The following is a 19,611-nucleotide window of genomic DNA, read 5'->3' as shown; positions in this document are numbered from 1 at the left end:
GCTTACAAATCTTTATCGGTGACAGCACCATCGGATGCGGTGGCAACGGTGGCAGCATATTTCCCCAGGACGCCGCGCTTCGAGCCTGCACCAGTGGGCTCGAAGGCCGCCATGCGAGCTTCGTATTCAGCGTCGTCAATCAGTAGATCCATTGTATTCTTAACGGCGTCGATTTCGATGAGGTCACCGCTCTTGACGATACCGATGGGGCCGCCCTTCGCGGCTTCGGGCGTGATGTGACCGACGTCAAAGCCATGGCTGCCTCCGGAGAAGCGACCATCGGTGATGAGTGCGACTTCCTTGATCAGGCCACGCCCTGCGACAGCGCTTGTGGGCGAGAGCATCTCGCGCATGCCGGGGCCACCGACGGGGCCTTCGTTACGAATCACAACGACATCACCCGCGACTACATCGCCGCGTAAGATGCCAATGAGAGCCTCTTCTTCACCTTCATACACTTTGGCGACACCCTTGAAGTAGAGACCTTCCTTACCAGTGATTTTGCCGACGGCACCTCCGGGGGCGAGGTTGCCGCGCAGGATGCGCAGGTGCGTGGTTTCTTTGATTGGTTGATCGAAGGGGCGGATGATATCTTGCTCGTCAGGGTAGCTGGCGTAAGGTTGCACGTCTTTGAGAGACTCTGCGATGGTCTCGCCGGTCACCGTCAGGCAGTCACCATGAAGCATGCCTCGGTCGAGTAGCATTTTCATCATGGGGCGGATGCCGCCGATACGGACCAGGTGACTCATATTATACTTACCAAATGGTTTTAAATCGGCGAGCAAGGGCACGCGCTCGCCGATTTCTTTGAAATCATCGATGCTGAGTTTGACATCTGCTGAGTGTGCGATGGCAAGCATGTGTAGGATCAGATTTGTTGAGCCGCCAAGAGCCAAGCAGGTGGTGATGGCATTCTCGAAGGCCTTGCGCGTCATGATGTCACGTGGCTTGATGCCATTTTCGAGTAGCTTAAGCACGGCAGCACCCGCCATTTCGCAGTCCTTGCGCTTGGGCTCGCCGATGGCGACTTGAGCGCTACTGCCGGGAAGGCTCATGCCCAGCGCTTCGATGGCACTGGCCATGGTATTGGCGGTATACATACCACCACAAGAACCCGCTCCCGGGATGGCATACTTTTCGACCTCTTTGAGCTCTTCGTCTGTCAGTTCACCTTTGGCGTGTTTGCCGACAGCCTCGAAGACGGAAACGATATCCATCGGGTTACGCTGTTCTTCCTCATCGTGTGGCATCAGACCAGGAAGAATGGTGCCCCCGTAAACAAAGACGGCGGGGCGATTCAGGCGGGCGATCGCGATCATGCAGCCCGGCATATTTTTATCGCAGCCGCCAATTGCCACCAGACCGTCGAAGCCTTCTGCGGCGACGACTGTTTCGATTGAGTCAGCGATCACATCCCGCGAGACTAGGCTATAACGCATGCCCTTGGTGCCCATGCTGATGCCATCCGAAACGGTGATGGTGCTGAAGTTCACGGCTTTGCCGCCGGCATTATTGACGCCGACTGTTGCGTGTTCCGCAAGTTCGCCAAGGTGCATATTGCAAGGCGTCAAGTCGCTGGGGGAACCTGCGATACCAATTTGAGGCTTCTTAAAGTCATCATCTTTAAAGCCGACTGCACGAAGCATTGAGCGAGCAGGTGCACGGTCGTGACCGTCAACGACGATGGATGAGTGTGGGCGATTTGTTGTGTCAGCCATAATAAAATTTCAAATTAAATGTAGATGTAAGGTCTTTCTCGTTGCAGAAAAGTGGAGAATTCAATGAATAGCCGAACAAACGACAATACCCTTTTTACTTTAAACTGACGATATTATCCAATCTAGTTGCACTCATTATATGGATTTCAACCTGAAAAAGACCCTCGAGGCCTTGCTGCTTTCGACTGCAGAAGCGATTACACTTAAGGATATTGTTAAGGTATTTGTTCGTTATCATCAGGAAATGACAGAGGCCAACGAGAGCTTGGCAGCGGGGCAGGGAGATACAGAAGATTTGTTAACGATGCCCGCTGGGCCTGGTTTAGTGACGCAAGCACAGGTAAAAGAGGCTTTAACTTCGTTAAGCAAAGAGGCGGAGCTAGAAGATAAGGCCTACCGATTGCTGGAGGGGCCCAATGGCTATCAGATTGTGACTGCACCTCAGTTTGCTGAGTTTGTGCGTCTTTTACGTGGGGCGCCCCGCCCGATGCGCCTGAGTCCGGCTGCACTTGAAACCTTGTCTATTATCGCCTATCGGCAACCTGTGACCCGTGCCGAGATGGAGGCGATCCGTGGGGTTTCGGTAGACAGCGCGCTACATAAGTTAATTGAGCTGGAACTGGTGTTGGTGACTGGACGTGCGGAATTACCCGGGCGTCCGATTCAGTATGGCACCACCGATAAATTTTTAGAGTTTACCGGGATTCGTGAATTGAGTGCCTTGCCGGCGTCGGATGTTTTAAGTAATCATCAGATTGACGAATGGATGCGTCGCAGTGAGGCGGAGCCAGAGGTGATTTCTGATGAACATGTCGGGCTTTCGAAGGAGCCTAAGTCGGACGAACTGCCGTTGGATGAGAAATTTGTGGAACTGGACTGGCAAAAAGAAAATGTTGAAAGCGATGCAGCGTCTGAATCAGAATTGCTGTCACAGCCCGATTTGGGTGAAAAACCGTCATTATAATGTCTGAAGATATCAGTGCTAAATTACTACAAAATCGCGATGCGATTGATACGATCGACCGCCAGGTTGTGGAGTTACTTAATCAGCGAGTGCTGATAGATGGCGGGGCCGACGAGGCAACGGTGCTTGCGAAGGTGGCTAAATTTAATCCGGGGCCCTTGTCTGATGCGACGTTGCAGGCGATTTATAATGCGCTGATGCTGGCTGGTCTGGATCCCGCCGCGCAAGCTGCAGAGGCTGCGCAAGTTGATACACTTGATTTACGGATTGTAGAATTATTGAGTCAACGTGTGAAGCATGCCAGCGAAATTGGGAAAATAAAGCATGCCAACGGTGCGGATTATTATGATCCCACACGTGAGGCACAGGTCATGGCCAAGGTGTCGGCGCTCAATCCAGGGCCGATTAAGAATGATACTTTGAGGGCGGTCTATCGCGAAGTGATCTCTGGCTCTATTGCTTTAGAAAAAAAGTTGGTGATTGCCTATCTCGGCCCGGAGGCGACCTATACGCATCAGGCGGCGATTAGTAATTTCGGAGTGAGTTTGGATTATCGAGCTATGAAGACGATTCATGATGTCTTTGCCGAAGTTGAGTGTGGTGCGGCAGATTATGGTGTGGTACCAATAGAGAATTCGACTGAGGGCGCCGTTTTTCATTCGATGGATATGTTGGTTGAATCTGATCTGCATATTTGCTCACAAGTTTATATGCCGATCGAGCATTGCTTGATTTCACAGTCGCCCTTGGAGCAGATTAAGGAGGTGCGTTCGAAAGATCAGGCTTTAGGGCAGTGTCGTGAGTGGTTGCGACGTAACTTGCCCGATGCGGAGTTAGTTGATTTTGTGAGTACTGCCGAAGCTGTTCGAGCGGCGAAGGCGAATAAGCATGTAGCTGCAGTTGGTAGCGCGTTGTCTGCACAGCGTTATGACGTTAAAATTCAGGCGCGTGGCATTCAAGATCGTGATGGAAATGTGACGCGGTTTCTGGTTGTTGGAAAGACGCGGGCTAAGCCGCTGGGGGACGGGCATGACAAGACCAGTTTGGTGATTTCTCTGCGGGATGAATGCGGAGCATTGGAAAAAACATTACGCGCGTTTGCCTCTCGAGGTATTAATCTGAGTAAAATTGAGTCGCGTCCGAGTCGGAAAAAGGCATGGGATTACTTTTTCTTTATAGATTTTATCGGTCATTATCAGGATGCTAATGTGCAGGCTGCCTTGGCCGATCTCGAGGGACACTGTCCGTTGGTTAAATGGCTTGGTAGTTATCCGGATCTCACTCGCGTGGCGCTATAGCTGTAGTTTGAGTTTTAGTTGTGCTGCTCGCCACTAAGGTAGAATGACTGAATCTTTGTTGCCGGGAACCTTGTTCTGAGGGAGGGGAGAATCGGAGGTTCTGTTTCGCGGTGAGTCGCTAAAAATGAAATTGTCAAATGCTCTCAAACCCTCCAATGTGCCGAACTTTTTGACAATCCGATCAATCGCCAACATACTATTTACATGCAAGTCACGCTATTAAAGTCCAAACTGCTCCGTGCAGAAGTTACCGACAGAGCCCTTCACTATGAAGGCAGCCTTGCTATTGACTCGGCATTGATGGAACAGATCGGCCTCGTTCCCTATGAAAAGATCCTGGTTGCGAATATTGCCAATGGTGAACGCTTAGAGACCTATGCGATTGAGGCGCCCAAAGGCTCGCATACGATCTCCTTAAATGGTGCTGCCGCTCACAAGGGAGAGTTGGGGGATTTGCTGGTGATCATGTCATTTGCGCAGTTTGACCAGGCGGAAGCTAAAACATGGAAGCCTAAGGTTTTAGTGTTGGCTGATGGCAATAAGCGTGTGGTGCGCGCTGATAACGTTCAGGTGGCCAAAGATGTTTTTGTGGCCACTACATAATTTGCCCCAGAATTAGGCGCTTTTTGGGGGATGCATCTGGTGCTCGGGTAGATTTAGCTACTTTTATGCGGCGATAGAGAATCAGTCGCGATCAATGCGCTCAGCACGCTGTTGCTAAGATTGACTTGGTTTTGACAAAACTACTTATTGAGATTGATTCTCTGTAATTAAAATATCTTGCAGAGCCGATTTATTGGTTTTTCAACAGGTGTATGGAATACACCCTGACCCGAAAAATATTTTTACCTATTGCAGTGCTGTCGACTGTTTCGAGTTCTCTGCTGTCGCCACTACTAATAGCAGAGGAGTTGGCATCGCCCGAGCCAGTGGATATTTTGGCAAGCACTTTGGTCTCAGCTCCACGATTTATGGATGTCGACACGAATATCGCGTCACGAGTACAATTGATCGATGCCGAAACTATTGCAAATTCAGGGGCGACGGACCTTGTGCAACTGCTTCGTCATGAAGCGAATATTCACTTTCGTTCGACATCGGGAAATTCGGCCCAATCTGAAGTTTCCATGGGAGGCTTTGGTGAGAACAGTGGCCAACGGGTGCTGATTATACTGGACGGGCAACGTCTCAATACTGCTGATCTCGCGCAAATAAATTGGCTCTCGATTCCCTTGGGATTGGTGGAATCGGTGGAAGTGATACATGGGGGGCAATCTGCGCTATACGGCAATAATGCTGTGGGGGGTGTGATTAAAATTAACACACGCCGCCCAACTGAGAATGCTTCCGGGCAGTTTCAGGTGAGTGGGGGAAGCTTTGATAGTTATAATGCTCAAATGTCTTATTCAGGTCGCACTGGAGGGCTTGGTTATTCGGTTCATGCTCAACATGACGAGACCGATGGGTATCGAGATAATAGCCAATACGAAGCGAATGCTGGAGGAGTGAAGCTGTCCTGGATGGGCAGTGATTGGTTGGACGCTTATGTTGCTGTGAATGCCGTAGACAGTGAGTACGGTTTACCGGGGCCACTGACACGTGCCGAGTTTTCAGCCGATCCTACTTTTTCCAAAGAATACGAAAATTTCGGTGAGGAACAAATTGTCTATTATCGCGCAGGACTTGATTTGTATCTGACGGACACCTTGTCATTTGCAGTAGATAGCGGCTACACTGATCGGGAGGTGTATGCGATTTATTACGATTATTCGGGGCCGACTCCCAGTTTTCCTTTTGAACTCACTTCGGAGTATAGCATATTTTCTATTAGTCCGAGCCTCACTTTTTCGATGGATTCAGTGACTGCCGTGGTCGGTGTGGACTACTATGATGATGCCGTGGATGTGAGCACAACTTATGGGGACTCTGAGTATGCGCGTGAAACTTTTGCTGGCTTTGGTTCGGTCAGCTACTCACTGACCGAGAACTGGATGCTAACTGCGAGTGCGCGTTATGAGGAGGTCGCAACGGATGGTGTAAATGGTGGAGTGGACCTCGCGCAAGTCGAGGACGATCAATATGCATGGTCTTTGGGAGCGATCAGACAATATGAAGCAACGGGCCGGATATATGGCACTGTGCGGCGTTTCTATCGTTATCCAGCGACTGACGAGATCTTGGTGTATTTTCCCTCGCTCTCTTTTAACCCAGAGTTGAATGCAGAAAATGGTTATGAATTGGAGTTGGGAGCCGACTGGTCGATTCGTGACGTGAGCGTTGGTGGACGTGTTTATCAGCAATGGATGCAGGATGAGATTATTTATGCCAATTACACGAATATGAACCTAGACGAAACAAACCGTTTGGGGGCCGACCTTTACTTGAACTGGCAAATCAATGAGGCGCTGAGTGCGCGTTTTGATTATAGTTGGGTGAATGCAGAGATTGGTGACGGCGTATTTGATGGGTCTGCCATTCCACTCGTTCCTGAACATAAGATACGTTATTGGCTACACTACCAAGCGAATGAGAGTATACGGCTGAGTGCAGGAGCCACCTATACCCATGATCTGTATATTGGAGGGGATTTTGCAAATACCTCAGGTGCGTTGTCCGATTACATTCTTGTTGATTTGAGTGCACGAATTCGAGTGAATGAGCAGATGGAGCTTTTTGTTACCGTCGATAATCTTCTTGATAAAAAATATGTTTCCACTGCATTTGATGTGGATGTACTTTATCCGGGAGCTGGCCGTAGCGCTAAGCTCGGTATGCTTTGGAAATTTTAATTAGCATGATTCATACCCGCCAACGCGAAGTCATTTTGGACGTCTTAAGAGAAGCAGGACGTCCTTTAACGCGTGACGAAATTTTGCGTCTAGGCCGACAGCAGATTGATCGTCTTGGCTCTGCGACTGTGGATCGCGCGATTCGTGAGATGACTGCCGATTTTTACGTAATCGGCGTTGAATTTCCAGGTCAGCCTAAACGTTATGAACTACCGGCTGCCTCTGAGCACCCACATTTCATTTGTCGCGTGTGTGAGCGTGTTTATGATTTACCAGTTAAAATGCAATTACCCAAGATTCAGGCACCCGCTGGCTTTAAGATCAGCGGAGGGGAAATTATCTACTCGGGCAAGTGCCCCAACTGTTGTTAAGCCTCTAATATACCAATTCTAAGAATACATGCTCGAGTAGACGATCTGAAAGACAGCCTCGAAACTAAGTTTCGGGGGCGATCAGCATCTCCCCGGCTCTGAGAACCGAAGTTGCGAAGAATACCTCGATGAGCTTCAAACTTTTTACGAATTGGTATTAGCATTGCGAATTTAATCGTCGCGCTTTTCTAATACGTGTTGAGATTGATTCTCGATAATCAATTAGTGATTGCTAGATCGTTGTTTTAGCTAGAAAGCTACTAGAGACGAACGTCGAGGTGCGGTTTTTGCCACGAGGACGTCGGCGTTGAAAATCATATCAAATTAGAAGACAGATGAAAATAAATACGATTGTACTGAGTGGCCTTACGATGCTGGGAGTATCGCATGGACTCGCAAATATTAATGTGGACTTTAGCGACGTGGCGCTAACGACGCCACCAGCTACAAGCTATGCCGAAGGTGGCGTTTATTATAATGGTAGTGACGGCGCTGGGTCTTTTACCAGTGGAGGCGTGACATTTATTAATACCAATCCTGGTGGCTATTGGGAAGGGTGGTCGTATTCGACGACGAGTGACACCACGACGTCGGGCTTTACAAATCAATATAGTGCGTATTCCGGCAGTGGGTACGGCGATGCTGCTTACGGTATATACTTTCAGCCGTTTAATAATGCGCCGACGATGGAGTTGGATGCCAGTAGTCGCGCCCCACAGTATATGCGGGTGACGAATACCACCTATGCAGCGCTGTCGATGATCGATGGCGATCAATTTGCTAAAGCATTTGGTGGTGTCAGTGGGGACGATGAGGATTGGTTTTTACTGACGATTCGAGGTTTTGATTCGGATATGAATGAGGTCGGTACCGTAGATCATTATTTAGCAGATTATCGTTTTGAAGATAATTCTCAGGATTACATCTTAGATGATTGGGATCTCGTTGATTTAACTAGCCTGGGCAGCAATGTGGCCTCGTTACAGTTTGAACTGACTTCGTCTGATGTGGGCACATATGGCATGAATACACCTGCGTATTTTGCAATGGATGATTTCTATGCGGTACCTGAACCAAGTCGCTTTGCATTGTTTGCAGGAGTACTGGCTCTCTTCGTAATTTGCCGACGTAATCGTCGCTAGTTGACATTTATTGGGCAGCAGTCGCCGCTGGTTACACTAGCGGCGGCTTTGTCGCTGGAACTGTGTCTTTAATTAAATATATTTTAGCGGCCTGTCTGGGCTGCCTTTATACGCTTGCTGAGTCTTCGCTGGAGCCTAGCTCCGTGTACTCTTTGCCCGAATATACGGTTACTGCCTGGCACTTTGATTCCGGCAGCCTGAGTGTGCCGGCCGACGTTGTTACAGTCGATCGTGAGGCGATTGAAAATTCTGCGGCACGTAGCTTGCCTGATCTTTTACAAAGCGAAGCAAATTTAGTTTTTCGCAGCTTCAATGGTAAGGGCAACGAAGGAGAAGTGGCGATGCGAGGGTTTGGTGAGGGCAGTGGTATGCGGGTGCTGATCCTGGTAGATGGTATTAAGGTCAACCGGGCAGACATGGGCAATATCGAGTGGCAGCAACTTTCTTTACGTGATATTGAGTCAGTCGAAGTCCTGCGAGGTGGGCAGAATGTGCTCTACGGGAATCATGCCCTGTCAGGTGTCATTAAGATTACTACCCGCAAAGGTGGAGACGATCGCGCTTCCTTATCCGCATTTACCGGAAGTTTTGGTTATCAGAATTTGGATGCTTCACAGGCTGGGAGTGTGGGAGATTTCTATTATCGTTTAAATGTGAATGATCAGCGCGACGAGGGCTATCGCGATCAATCGCTCAGCCGCTCGCGTGGTGGGAAGCTTAGCTTCGGTTATTTTTTAGGTGAAAACGATGAGTTGAGTTCCAGTTTTGCTTATAATGAAGGCTATGTCGAATTTCCGGGGCCCTTGACGCTGACTGAGTTTGAAGATGATCCCACTCAATCACAAGGAGGGGAACAATACAGTGAATCCGAAAATTATCGATACACCTTCAGTTGGTTGGCTCAACGCGATTGGGGGGAATTGGAAACACATGGAGGCTATAATCGTCGCGATCTCGTTTGGGAGCTTGACGGTATTTATGGGGATAACGATCAACAAGGCTTCAGCTTGACACCTAAATTTAAGCTGGGAAATGCGACTAGCTTTATTGTGTTAGGTTTCGATGTCCTATATGATACGATTGATTTTCTCAGTTTTACGGATGACTCGCGTCAGTATGTGAAAGCGGATGCAGCTCTGTCCCGGTGGACTAGTGGCGCGTATCTTTTTGCTCAGCATGAATTGAGCTCTCCATTGCAAATGAGTGGTGGCCTGCGCTATGAACGTGCCACCACTGATTATGACTATCGTAAATTCGATGAGTCGCAGCTTAGCCCCTACGATCCCATTTTAACGGATCCTTTCAACCCGAATCCCAATTTTAAGTATCCTGCAGATCTTGTGGAGGAGGAATCGTATCGGGATGAACTGACTAAAGATGGTTGGGCTGCTGAACTTTCGTTGAACTATCGAGTAAGTGAAACACTCAGCCTGTGGTTGGGCTACGATCGTGTGTATCGCTATCCGGTCTTGGATGAAGTTGCAGCCTATCAAGGCTTCCCACTGAGTAAACCACTCAATGATGATCTCGAGCCGGAAGTCGGTGATAATTTTGAAAGTGGTCTAAAATATTTCACAGATCGTTGGGAGGCTTCAGTGACACTCTTCCACCTTAGCATAGATAACGAGATCGTGTATGACGATGTGGTGAATCTGAATACAAACATTGGAGCCACCCGTCGCGTAGGGGCTGATTGGATGCTACGCTACACAGGTGAGAATTGGGGAGCTTCGACGCAGTGGTCGTGGGTGGATGCACGCTTGGATTATGGCGATGTGGCCGGCAATCGGGTGCCTCTCGTGGCTAAATTTAATAGCGTGTCGCAAGCATGGTTTCAGCCATTTAAACCTTTACGTGTTTCACTCGTGATGAACTATATGGGCGATCGCTATGTCGGTAACGACTACGAGAATTCAGGTGAACGGCTACCCGCCTATGTGACCTATGATACGCAAATTGCTTACGAGTTGAAGCAATTCTGTAAGCTATTCCTACGCGTCAACAATCTGTTGGATCATCAGTATGTGTCGTCTGCTTACCAAGGCGGTTATTATCCAGCTGCGGGTAGAAGCTTTGTTGTGGGGATGAATGTTCATTTTTAATATGAAAGAATTGTATCTTATATTTGCCTTACTGGTGTATGTCGCCGTTCCATCTGGCTACGCTGATGCACTTGTTTTTGATTTTCCACCAGATTATCCTTATCCTGGAGCTGTTGGAACAGAGACAACCACCGCAGTATCCAAAGACGATGTATCGATTGTCGCGTGGGCCACTGGCGTCTACGATTATTCTCCAGGGACGAATGTGGATGCAGTTTGGCAAGATAGCACCAAAGGCCTGGGGGCGGCTCAGGGGACATCCTATGAGATTGTATGCCTGGGACGTGGGGGGAGTATTACGCTTGAATTTCAACAGCCTATAATGGACGGTAGCGGAGCTGACTTTGCTGTATTTGAGAATAGTTTTAGTGATAGTTTTTTAGAATTGGCCTGGGTGGAAATCTCATCGGATGGAGTCCACTTTGTCAGGTTTCCCAATTTTTCTCAAACGCCGAGTGCGGTGGGAGGCTTTGGCATCGTCGATGCAAATAAGGTGCATGGCTTTGCTGGAAAATATCGAGCAGGCTATGGCACTCCATTTGATTTAGCTGAAATTAAGGCGGCCTATACGACCGCAGTGAACGATGATAGTATTTTTCCTATATCCTATAGCGATGCTTTAGTGGCGAATTACGAGTTTGTTGATTTTAATCAGATTCAGTATGTACGTATTGTCGATGTCGTGGGGGATGGCAGTCAGGTTTCCGCTCTACGAGATCCGTCGACTGGTGCTGGATTTGTACTATACGATCCCTTTCCGACAGTCGGTAGTGCTGGTTTTGATCTAGATGCGGTTGCGGTATTTAACCAAGTTGATCCCGCTGGTTTAGTGCAGAGTATTGATTTTCCTGAGATTGCGAATCAGCGGTTAGCCAAGGGAACACTTGAATTGGCTGCGACGGCAAGTAGTGGCTTGCCGGTGGTATATACAGTTGTCTCTGGAAATGCGACACTAGCTGGCTCTATTTTGACGATGACAGGCTTAGGGCCAGTGGTCGTGAAGGCTGAGCAGAGTGGGGATGCGACTTATGCTGCCGCAACACCAGTGAGTCGCGCTTTTACAGTCGCGGACGAGTTACAGCATATTTATATGATGCCTCTAGCAAATCAATTGGTAGGAGCCTTGAATGTTCAAGTGAATGCATATGCCAGCAGTGGAATGCCAGTTCGTTTATACATCGATGATGGGCCGGAAAATTCGCTAGTGACGGAATGGACGCATCTTTTTTCCAGTGGTTCTGAAGTTGGAACAGTTACCCTGCGTGCCAGCCAAACCGGTGGTGAAAGCGCTGGTGTGACCTATGCACCCGCTACGGATGTCAGCATACGTTTTGAAGTTGTGAACGACGGAGATCGTTTGGCAGCTCTTGATTTCGTTGAATGGCAAGCCTTGCATAACCTCGTAGGAGATGGTTCTTCTGATAGTGACCGGGACGGTGCCAGCGATCTAGCAGAATATGCTGCAGGCACGGATCCGAACCGTGCGGATTCCGTTCGTCGAAATGGATTTGAAATCGATGCATCAGGTGAGTCATACCTGCTCACTGTGCAAGTGGATCGGCGTGCTTTAATTGAGCTGAAGGTTGAAACAAACACGGAGCTCTCAAATACGACCGCATGGCAGAATGTGATACCTGAATTGATGTCGAGCATCGACCTCCCCAGTGAGGATGGTGCCGTACAGGAGTTGCGTTTACGTGTTCCCATTCTGGAAAGTGAACAACAATTTTGGCGGTATAATATAACGCCAGCAAATCCTTAGCCACATAGCGCTGGCTTTGATTCGAGCCAGTCTTGAGTACATATCCATTCGATCAGTAACTCAATGTCGGAAAATGTCTGCATTTCATCCTGAAAGGTCACTTCCCAACATTGAGGATGAACTCTGAGGCTAAAGACAGCTTCAGTGCGTTCTTTCGCGATGCCAAATCCGAGTCGTTCCAGCGCGCGCTGTGTCCAGGTGCGTATTAAACCTTCACCTTCGAGCCAAACGTTCAGGCAGGCGATTGGGTGGGTGCGAAAACTGCCTGATCCCGCATCCCAGTCTAAGTTGTCATTTGCAAATACCTGGGCAAATTGACCATTCAGAGCGAGCGCTTCCGGTGCTCCTTGTATGAGTTCCCCCGCTGGCGTCATCAACCACAGTCTATCGGCGAAGCGAAGCGCTAGGTCTAGATCGTGGGTTGATAGGAGTAAGGCTAAATTCTCACGCTGCGCTAAATTGCGCAGGATCGACATCAACTCTACACGCCGTGGTAGATCCAGGAAGGCGGTGGGCTCATCTAGTAGCATCAATTTAGCTTCTTGAGCTAAGGCCCGTGCAATAGATACTTTTTGTCGTTCACCATCGCTCAATTCGGCGACTTGTCGCTGAGCCAGAGGCAGTGCACCGACTGCTGTGAGTGCCCATTTTATGCGTTCGTGATCTCGTTGAGAGAGGCCTCCAAACCAGCCCGAGTAGGGATGGCGTCCTAGGGACACCATTGAGTAAACATCCATCATACCCGTGGCGAGAGTTTCCGTGAGCACTACGCTCACGGCGCGGGCGCGCTCACGTGGGGAAATATTTTTCAAGGCGATGCCGGATAGGTTTAAGTCACCAGCCAGCGGGGCTTGCATTCCTGCGAGTGTTCGAATCAAAGTCGACTTGCCGGCGCCGTTGGGGCCGAGGAGGCAGACGAACTCGCCTCCGCGTAGAGAACAGTTGAGGCTGGCTGCCACAGTGGTGGCTTCGCTTCCTTGATAGTAGCCAATACTAAGTTCTTGGGCGATAAGTTGTGCCTTTGATTTCATTTAAAATAGGCGTTTCAATTTACGTTGTTTGACCAGTGCCATGATAATGACCGGAGCTCCTACCAAGGCGGTAATCGCATTGAGGGGTAGCACGAAGTCCAGTCCAGGTCCACGCGCCAGAAAGTCGGCTGATACTGAGAGCAGCGCACCTATCAGGATAGAAGCAGGGATAAGTATGTGGTGTTGACTGGATTGAAATAGGTAGCGACTTAGATGTGGCGCTGCGATTCCAAGAAAGCCGATCGGACCACAAAATCCTGTAACTGTGCCTGCTAGGACTGAAGCGCCGAGTAGAACAAAAAAACGCACCTGCTTCGCTCGGGTACCAATACTTTCGGCATAACGCTCACCAAGTAGCAGCGCGTCCAAGGGTTTGATGAATAGTAAAGTGAGCGCAATACTGCCGACAATAGCCGGAGCAAAGAATCGCATCTGTACCCAGCTGACATTTCCATAGTCACCGAATGACCAATTAATAAAGGATTGTAAGCGCTCAGCCATGCTGAAGAACATCAGTATACTGACGAGTGCTCCGATTGTGTAGCTGATCATTAATCCGATGATTAAGACCGACATGATGTCAACCCGTCTTGAGAGCAGTAAGACAACAAACAAGGTGAGGGCGGCGCCTCCACTGGAGGCCAGGATGAGAATCATTTGTCCTGAGTTGCCAAGACCGTCGGTAAGGCTTAGGCCAACCGGACCAATTGCGAGCAATACGATGGCAACGCCGAGGCTGGCCCCTGAATTGACACCAAGCACAAATGGGTCTGCGAGCGGATTGCGGAACACTGTTTGCATGAGTAATCCAGCCGTTCCGAGTGCAGCACCTGCAAGTAATGCTGTGAGTATTTGGGGCAGGCGAAAGTCTAGAATGATCTGGCGATGTACTGGAGGCATACTGTCGCTACCAAGGATTGCCTTAAAGACCTCCGGGAGTGTGAAATGTATGCTCCCCATGCATAGGCTCACAGTCGCCACGCAGAGTAGGCCTAGCCCGATGATTAGAAAAAGCCCGAGCCTGCGTTTAAATGAGTTTGCCGTAAGTGTCATCACAGTCGTTCTTACTGTGAGTCCTGTGACCTCGCTGGCGAACCGAAAGTGAGCGAGGCACTCAATTCGTGCAAAAATTATTTTTAAATCATATCGGGGGGCATTCTAATTTCGGAGCAGCTAATCAGCTGTTGATTGTGCTTACATGAGTGCTTCTATTGTGCTTACTTGAGTGCTTCTTTTAGCAGAGCTTCTGTTGTGGCATTGCTATCAAGCTTTGAAACTGCTTTGCGCACGAGTTTATCGGCGTCTGCGGCTTTATAACCGAGGGTCATTAAGCTGCCAACGGCGTCTTGAAAAGCGCTGGGTTCTGTTGTTGCAATGGGGGCATCCCTTGCTGCTGACGTCGCAGAGGCCACGAGTCTAACTTTATCTTTGAGTTCAATGACTAGTCGTTCGGCTGTTTTCTTACCGATACCGGGGCACTTCGATAGCAGTGCAACGTCAGAACTGGCGATGGCACTGCGTAATAAGTCGGTGGACATGCGGCTTAGCATACTGATGCCAATCTTGGGGCCAATTCCGGATACTTTTTCAATGAGTAAGCGGTAGAAGTCTCTATCCTCACGTGTGGCGAAGCCATACAGTGTAGCACTGTCTTCGCGGTAGACACAGTGAATAAATAGGCTGCATTCGCCACCGATATTGGGCAATTTCTCTGCGGTGGTGATTGGGATGTGAACTTCGTAGCCAACACCACCTGCTTCTAGAACGACTAGCAGTGGAGTGGATTCAAGTAGGGTGCCTTTGAGTCGTGCGATCATGATGTTGAAGGTTGAACGCCCAACTTTGAACGCCAACTTTGAGGCCGGGAATAGTGTATTTGTTCGTATTGCAACTCAAGGGGGAGCCATGGATCTCTGCGCCAACGGCGCTAGTCGTTCAGGCCCAGCACATCTTCCATATTATAAACTCCGGGAGCTTTGCCCACTGCCCACTGAGCTGCGCGAACAGCGCCCTGGGCAAAGATTTTGCGATCTGTTGCGCGGTGAGTGAGCTCGATACGCTCGCCGTCGCCGCAGAAATAGACCGTGTGCTCGCCTACAATGTCGCCACCGCGAATGGCATGCACGCCGATCTCCTTGCGAGGACGTGCACCGACCAAGCCTTCGCGCCCATGCACGACTTGATCGTTGTTGAGCGCGTAGCTATCTTTAAGGATTTCGATGAGTCGTTCTGCGGTGCCGCTGGGGGCATCTTTTTTGTGATGGTGGTGCATCTCCAATACCTCGGGTTCGTACTGTTCGCCGAGAATGGCTGCTGCTTTGCGTGTTAAGTAGTTGAGGGTATTCACGCCAACAGAGTAGTTGCCTGCCCAGACGACGGGAATCTTGCCGCTGACAGTGTCTAAGATCTGTGCTTTTTCTTCCGCTGTGTGTCCGGTGGTCCCGATGACCAGTGGCAGTTTTTTTTCGACCGCAAGCTGGGCGATGCCTGCAGTGACTTCGTGAAAGCTGAATTCGATGATCGCTTCGCAGGCGTCGATGTTTGAGCGTGGGTCGTCGCCTGCGTCGCACGCAGCGGCGATTTCTGCGTTGTTATCTTTCGCAACTGCGGTGATGGCGATACCCATGCGTCCGCGTGAGCCGTTTAGAAGTAGTTTGAGTGGCATGATTGTTTATGCGTTGAGAAGAGCTAGTTCGGCGAGTAAAGGTTGAAGTAATGCGCAGGTCTCATTGGTGATTTGGCTCAGTGGGAGTCGGACTTCGTCGGATTCGATGATGCCTGCTTGCTTGAGGGCATACTTGATCGGCACGGGGTTGGGCTCTGTAAAAATTGCTTTGAAGAAAGGATAGTATTTTAGGAAAGTTTCGCGTGCGCTGATGTAATCATTCTTGTTCGCCGCTTTGACCATTTCCACCAGTGGAGATACGATTAGGTTAGAGGCGACACTGATCACTCCGGTGGCTCCTGCTGACATGAAGGGGAGGGTCAATGCATCGTCACCACTCATCACCGCGTAGTCCGGTCCCAGGGCACGCACGTACTCGGTGACCTTGTCACAAGAGCCTTCAGCGGCTTTCATGCAGCAGACATGAGGATATTTTTCATATAGGCGTGCCGTTACATCGACAGATATTTCAATGCCGCAGCGAGATGGAATTGAGTAGAGAATGATGGGCTTCTCTGTGGATTCAGCAATTTTGCTAAAATGCTGTAGCAGACCCGCCTGACTTGGCTTGTTATAATAGGGAGCCACAACTAGAAAACCATCGGCGCCGGCTTTGTCGGCACGTTGGGTGAGCATGACGGCTTCACTGGTTGAGTTGGAGCCAGTTCCCGCATATACAGGTACCTTGCCTGCCGCCGCTTGCACGGTGGCCTGAATCACTTCGATGTGCTCAGCGTGATCAAGTGTGGGTGACTCTCCAGTCGTGCCAACGGAGACCAGTCCGTCGATACCACCGGCGAGTTGATGGGCGATGAGTTTTTCCAAGTCAGCATAAGCGACCTTGCCCGCTAGCATAGGCGTGGCGAGTGCAGTAAAAACACCTGAGAATTGATTTGTCTTCATAGAGGCTTCAAAAAATAATGTAAATCGACAGCAAGCGGCTGATTCACTCTAGCACGTGCATAAGGTTCTGTATATTCAACAGAAAAATTATTCCCTACCAGATAAAATAATATGGCAGTTCTCGAAACAATTCACGGTCTTCTTAATCTCGCAGTCGAAAATGGCGCCAGTGATATACATATCAAATCAAATAAGCCGGCTTTTTTACGTTTAAGTGGCCGCTTGGAATCAGTGGAGATGGACCCCATTCCGCCTGAGGACATCCGTGAGTTCATCGAGCAGAGTGTGCCTGAGCAATTTTTTGGTAATTGGTCGAGTGATCGACAGGTTGACTACTCTTATCGAGTTGAGAATATTGGCCGTTTTCGGGTGAATGGATTTCTACAGCGTGGTCTGCCGAGTATTGTGATGCGTCACGTAAGTGACCATCCGCCGACTTTTGCAGAGTTGAATATTGATGGCGATGTCCTGTCGAAACTGTGTCGCGAGAAGAATGGCATTGTGATCTTGTGTGGGGCGACGGGGTCGGGGAAGAGTTCCACGCTGGCAGCCATGGTGAATTATATCAATATGAACTTTGATAAGCACATCGTGACACTCGAAGACCCTATTGAGTATACATATACCGATATCAAATCGATTATTAATCAGCGTGAAGTTGGCATTGATTGTCCCAGTTTTGCGGATGGTATGCGTGCCGTACTACGTCAGGATCCGGATGTGATACTGGTGGGTGAGATGCGGGATAAGTCCACTTTTGAAACTGCTTTGCAAGCTGCGGAGACCGGGCACTTGGTGTTTGGCACTTTGCATGCGTCCAGTGCACAGCAGGCGATTCAGCGTCTATTTGAGTTTTTTCCGCAAGAGCGCAAGGTTGCCTTGCAGCGACAGATTGCTTCGTCGCTGCTGGGTACAATCACGCAAAAGTTGTTACCCGCTCTTGAAGGTGGCGGGCGTTATCCAGTGTCTGAGTCTTTCATTCTCGATACCCTGGCACGTAAGATCATTATTGATGGGGATTTTACAAAAATCGAAGCAGTAATTGAAGCCAGCGAGGATACTGGTTCGAAGACCTTTAATCAGGATTTATATCGTTTGGTCAAAGAGGGGAAAGTCACTAAGGCGAACGCTATGAGTCATTCTCCGAACCCGAGTCAGTTGGAAATGAATTTGAAGGGAATTTTCCTCAGCAGTGGCGGCATCGTCCGCTAAATCATAGATTGTGGACTGTCTCATCGTTGGTAAAGTTTGGCCGGAGCCTAGTTCGACCGCTGCTGGGCGTCGCACTCAGGATTTAATGAATGCCTTGCAGCTTGGGGGATGGCAGGTGCATTTCGCTTCGGCCGCACAGCCGGGGGCACATGCTTTGGATCTTGAGCAGCTTGGGGTTCAGGCACATCGTATCGCAGTCAATGATGCTGGCTTCGATACATGGATTCAGGCCTTGGCCCCTGATGTGGTGATATTTGACCGTTTTATGACGGAGGAACAGTTCGGTTGGAGGGTTGCCCGGTGTTGCCCTAATACCTTGCGCGTTTTGGATACCAGTGATTTACATTGTTTACGTGTGGCTCGTGAGCGGGCACTTAAAACTGGCGAAAGCATACAGCTTAGGAATGAAACTGCTTTGCGCGAAATTGCGGCGATTTATCGCTCAGATCTGACATTGATGATCTCTGAGTATGAAATGGAGTTGTTGAGCCAAGAATTTTCAGTTGCTGATTATCAGCTTGGGTATTGGCCTTTTGCATTATCATTATCCAGACCTGTGCCCAATTTTGAAGCTCGTTCAAACTTCATAATGATTGGTAGTTTCTTACATGCACCCAATGTGGATGCGCTACGCTGGTGTCGACAGGCGATCTGGCCGTTGATTCGTACGGCTCTACCTGCTGCAGAGTTACACTTTTACGGTTCATATGGTGAGCGTTATGGTCCTGAGCTTCACGCGCCTAAGGATGGTTTTCATTATAAAGGTCGAGCCATTGATGCACTCGCTACGATGGCAGAGTATCGTGTGAATCTTGCTCCGCTGCGTTATGGTGCCGGCTTGAAGGGGAAGGTATTTGATGGCTTTCAGTCGGGGACACCGACAGTGATGACGGCGATCGCAGCGGAGGGTATTTGTGCGGTCCCGAATGGAGCTCAGGATGAGGCGGTTGCTTTCGCTAAGGCCGCGATCAAGCTGAACCTTGATTCGCAGGCGTGGGCCAGTTGTCAACAGGAGCAATATTTGCTCTGCAATGAGCGTTTTTATCTACCCTATTGGCAGCCTCGTTTAATGGATATTCTTTTACAGGCATACGATCAAAAAACAGCACGACGAGCGCGCAATTTCGTTGGGCAGATGCTGTGTCATCATCAGCATCGTAGCACCGAATTCATGAGCCGTTGGATAGAGGCTAAAAACAAATAACCGTTAGGATATTAGGCTACCTTTCGGACTGTCTACGAGATCATGCATTCTTAGAATTGGTATGGGGGCATTTAAAAACTATTTGAAACTCTAATTGTCTAGTCTTTATTGCGTTACTATATATTCTGTCATGCATAATGAAGTAGGTTCGTTCGGATATCTTGATCGCGTGAATAAGTTGAAACAGCGGCCAACGGCTCTTGATGAACTCAACGAGAGCATTGACTGGTCATGCTTTAAGTCAGTGCTCAAGGAGCATTTAAACTTCAAGGATCGTTCGAAGGGAGGGCGCAAGCCACTGGATGGCATCTTGATGTTCAAAGTGCTGATCTTGCAAAAATACTATAATCTAATACCAATTCGAAAAAAGTTTGGTCCTAATAGATATATCTTTTGTAACCTCGGTTCTAGGAACCGGGGCGATGCCGATCGCTCCCCGAAACAAAGTTT

17 protein-coding genes are annotated in these 19,611 nt (G+C 49.2%); 11 read left to right on the top strand and 6 right to left on the bottom strand.

The window, feature by feature from the left end:
• Positions 1-2: 2 nt before the first annotated feature.
• Entirely contained in the window at positions 3-1,718 is a 1,716-nt protein-coding gene (ilvD, locus tag QEH59_RS11255; protein ID WP_308985472.1) for a dihydroxy-acid dehydratase, read from the bottom strand.
• 139 nt (positions 1,719-1,857) lie between these two features.
• Between ilvD and scpB the strand changes: the two genes are divergently transcribed.
• From scpB to QEH59_RS11215, 8 genes are all read left to right on the top strand, one after another.
• Positions 1,858-2,682, top strand: a complete 825-nt coding sequence (gene scpB / locus QEH59_RS11250; protein WP_308985471.1) for an SMC-Scp complex subunit ScpB — start codon at positions 1,858-1,860, stop codon at positions 2,680-2,682.
• The gene (gene pheA / locus QEH59_RS11245) at positions 2,682-3,980 is read left to right on the top strand and encodes a prephenate dehydratase (RefSeq protein WP_308985470.1); all 1,299 of its coding nucleotides are present in this window, start codon (positions 2,682-2,684) and stop codon (positions 3,978-3,980) included. Before scpB ends, pheA begins: the two co-directional genes overlap by 1 nt.
• A 204-nt stretch (positions 3,981-4,184) precedes the next feature.
• Positions 4,185-4,583 carry an aspartate 1-decarboxylase gene (gene panD, locus QEH59_RS11240; protein WP_308985469.1) on the top strand — a complete coding sequence of 133 codons (399 nt, stop codon included), beginning with the start codon at positions 4,185-4,187 and terminating at the stop codon, positions 4,581-4,583.
• Positions 4,584-4,795: 212 nt separating this feature from the next.
• A complete protein-coding gene (locus QEH59_RS11235; RefSeq protein ID WP_308985468.1) occupies positions 4,796-6,769 on the top strand; it encodes a TonB-dependent receptor in 1,974 nt (657 codons plus the stop codon).
• A 5-nt stretch (positions 6,770-6,774) separates the two neighbouring features.
• Positions 6,775-7,140, top strand: coding sequence for a Fur family transcriptional regulator (locus QEH59_RS11230; RefSeq protein WP_308985467.1), 366 nt, complete (start codon positions 6,775-6,777; stop codon positions 7,138-7,140).
• A gap of 335 nt (positions 7,141-7,475) precedes the next feature.
• Positions 7,476-8,282, top strand: coding sequence for a DUF4465 domain-containing protein (locus QEH59_RS11225; protein ID WP_308985466.1), 807 nt, complete (start codon positions 7,476-7,478; stop codon positions 8,280-8,282).
• Between the two features lie 62 nt (positions 8,283-8,344).
• Positions 8,345-10,384 (top strand): TonB-dependent receptor, encoded by a 2,040-nt coding sequence (locus tag QEH59_RS11220; RefSeq protein ID WP_308985465.1) that lies wholly within the window; start codon positions 8,345-8,347, stop codon positions 10,382-10,384.
• 1 nt (position 10,385) lies between these two features.
• Positions 10,386-12,146 (top strand): thrombospondin type 3 repeat-containing protein, encoded by a 1,761-nt coding sequence (locus QEH59_RS11215; RefSeq protein ID WP_308985464.1) that lies wholly within the window; start codon positions 10,386-10,388, stop codon positions 12,144-12,146.
• Here QEH59_RS11215 and QEH59_RS11210 read toward each other — a convergent pair.
• The 5 genes from QEH59_RS11210 to dapA form a co-directional block, all read right to left on the bottom strand.
• The gene (locus QEH59_RS11210) at positions 12,143-13,177 is read right to left on the bottom strand and encodes an ABC transporter ATP-binding protein (protein WP_308985463.1); all 1,035 of its coding nucleotides are present in this window, start codon (positions 13,175-13,177) and stop codon (positions 12,143-12,145) included. The genes QEH59_RS11215 and QEH59_RS11210 overlap by 4 nt on opposite strands.
• Positions 13,178-14,230 carry a FecCD family ABC transporter permease gene (locus QEH59_RS11205; protein ID WP_308985462.1) on the bottom strand — a complete coding sequence of 351 codons (1,053 nt, stop codon included), beginning with the start codon at positions 14,228-14,230 and terminating at the stop codon, positions 13,178-13,180.
• Between the two features lie 164 nt (positions 14,231-14,394).
• A complete protein-coding gene (gene ruvA, locus QEH59_RS11200) occupies positions 14,395-14,994 on the bottom strand; it encodes a Holliday junction branch migration protein RuvA (protein WP_308985461.1) in 600 nt (199 codons plus the stop codon).
• A gap of 110 nt (positions 14,995-15,104) precedes the next feature.
• Positions 15,105-15,842, bottom strand: coding sequence for a 4-hydroxy-tetrahydrodipicolinate reductase (dapB, locus tag QEH59_RS11195; protein ID WP_308985460.1), 738 nt, complete (start codon positions 15,840-15,842; stop codon positions 15,105-15,107).
• Positions 15,843-15,848: 6 nt separating this feature from the next.
• The gene (gene dapA, locus QEH59_RS11190) at positions 15,849-16,745 is read right to left on the bottom strand and encodes a 4-hydroxy-tetrahydrodipicolinate synthase (RefSeq protein WP_308985459.1); all 897 of its coding nucleotides are present in this window, start codon (positions 16,743-16,745) and stop codon (positions 15,849-15,851) included.
• A 111-nt stretch (positions 16,746-16,856) separates the two neighbouring features.
• On the opposite strand from dapA, the gene QEH59_RS11185 reads away from it, so the two are divergent.
• The 3 genes from QEH59_RS11185 to QEH59_RS11175 form a co-directional block, all read left to right on the top strand.
• Complete coding sequence (locus QEH59_RS11185; RefSeq protein WP_308985458.1) at positions 16,857-17,957, top strand: type IV pilus twitching motility protein PilT; 1,101 nt, start codon at positions 16,857-16,859, stop codon at positions 17,955-17,957.
• A 10-nt stretch (positions 17,958-17,967) separates the two neighbouring features.
• Complete coding sequence (locus QEH59_RS11180) at positions 17,968-19,161, top strand: glycosyltransferase (RefSeq protein ID WP_308985457.1); 1,194 nt, start codon at positions 17,968-17,970, stop codon at positions 19,159-19,161.
• 130 nt (positions 19,162-19,291) lie between these two features.
• A partial coding sequence (locus tag QEH59_RS11175) for a transposase (RefSeq protein WP_486679435.1) occupies positions 19,292-19,611 on the top strand: 320 nt, incomplete at its 3' end.

Origin of the sequence: Thalassobacterium sedimentorum (genome assembly GCF_031127905.1) — a bacterium.
GTDB classification, from domain to species: domain Bacteria; phylum Verrucomicrobiota; class Verrucomicrobiia; order Opitutales; family Coraliomargaritaceae; genus Thalassobacterium; species Thalassobacterium sedimentorum.
Note: the sequence above shows the minus strand (reverse complement) of the source record. Positions and strands in the feature narration are given on the sequence as shown.

Excerpts from the sequence above, each read along its gene's own strand:
- QEH59_RS11230 (WP_308985467.1), top strand. The coding sequence starts at position 6,775 with ATGATTCATACCCGCCAACGCGAAGTCATTTTGGACGTCTTAAGAGAA.
- dapA (WP_308985459.1), bottom strand. The coding sequence starts at position 16,745 with ATGAAGACAAATCAATTCTCAGGTGTTTTTACTGCACTCGCCACGCCT.
- QEH59_RS11185 (WP_308985458.1), top strand. The coding sequence starts at position 16,857 with ATGGCAGTTCTCGAAACAATTCACGGTCTTCTTAATCTCGCAGTCGAA.
- scpB (WP_308985471.1), top strand. The coding sequence starts at position 1,858 with ATGGATTTCAACCTGAAAAAGACCCTCGAGGCCTTGCTGCTTTCGACT.
- dapB (WP_308985460.1), bottom strand. The coding sequence starts at position 15,842 with ATGCCACTCAAACTACTTCTAAACGGCTCACGCGGACGCATGGGTATC.
- panD (WP_308985469.1), top strand. The coding sequence starts at position 4,185 with ATGCAAGTCACGCTATTAAAGTCCAAACTGCTCCGTGCAGAAGTTACC.
- ruvA (WP_308985461.1), bottom strand. The coding sequence starts at position 14,994 with ATGATCGCACGACTCAAAGGCACCCTACTTGAATCCACTCCACTGCTA.
- QEH59_RS11210 (WP_308985463.1), bottom strand. The coding sequence starts at position 13,177 with ATGAAATCAAAGGCACAACTTATCGCCCAAGAACTTAGTATTGGCTAC.
- QEH59_RS11205 (WP_308985462.1), bottom strand. The coding sequence starts at position 14,230 with ATGACACTTACGGCAAACTCATTTAAACGCAGGCTCGGGCTTTTTCTA.
- QEH59_RS11235 (WP_308985468.1), top strand. The coding sequence starts at position 4,796 with ATGGAATACACCCTGACCCGAAAAATATTTTTACCTATTGCAGTGCTG.
- QEH59_RS11225 (WP_308985466.1), top strand. The coding sequence starts at position 7,476 with ATGAAAATAAATACGATTGTACTGAGTGGCCTTACGATGCTGGGAGTA.
- ilvD (WP_308985472.1), bottom strand. The coding sequence starts at position 1,718 with ATGGCTGACACAACAAATCGCCCACACTCATCCATCGTCGTTGACGGT.
- QEH59_RS11215 (WP_308985464.1), top strand. The coding sequence starts at position 10,386 with ATGAAAGAATTGTATCTTATATTTGCCTTACTGGTGTATGTCGCCGTT.
- pheA (WP_308985470.1), top strand. The coding sequence starts at position 2,682 with ATGTCTGAAGATATCAGTGCTAAATTACTACAAAATCGCGATGCGATT.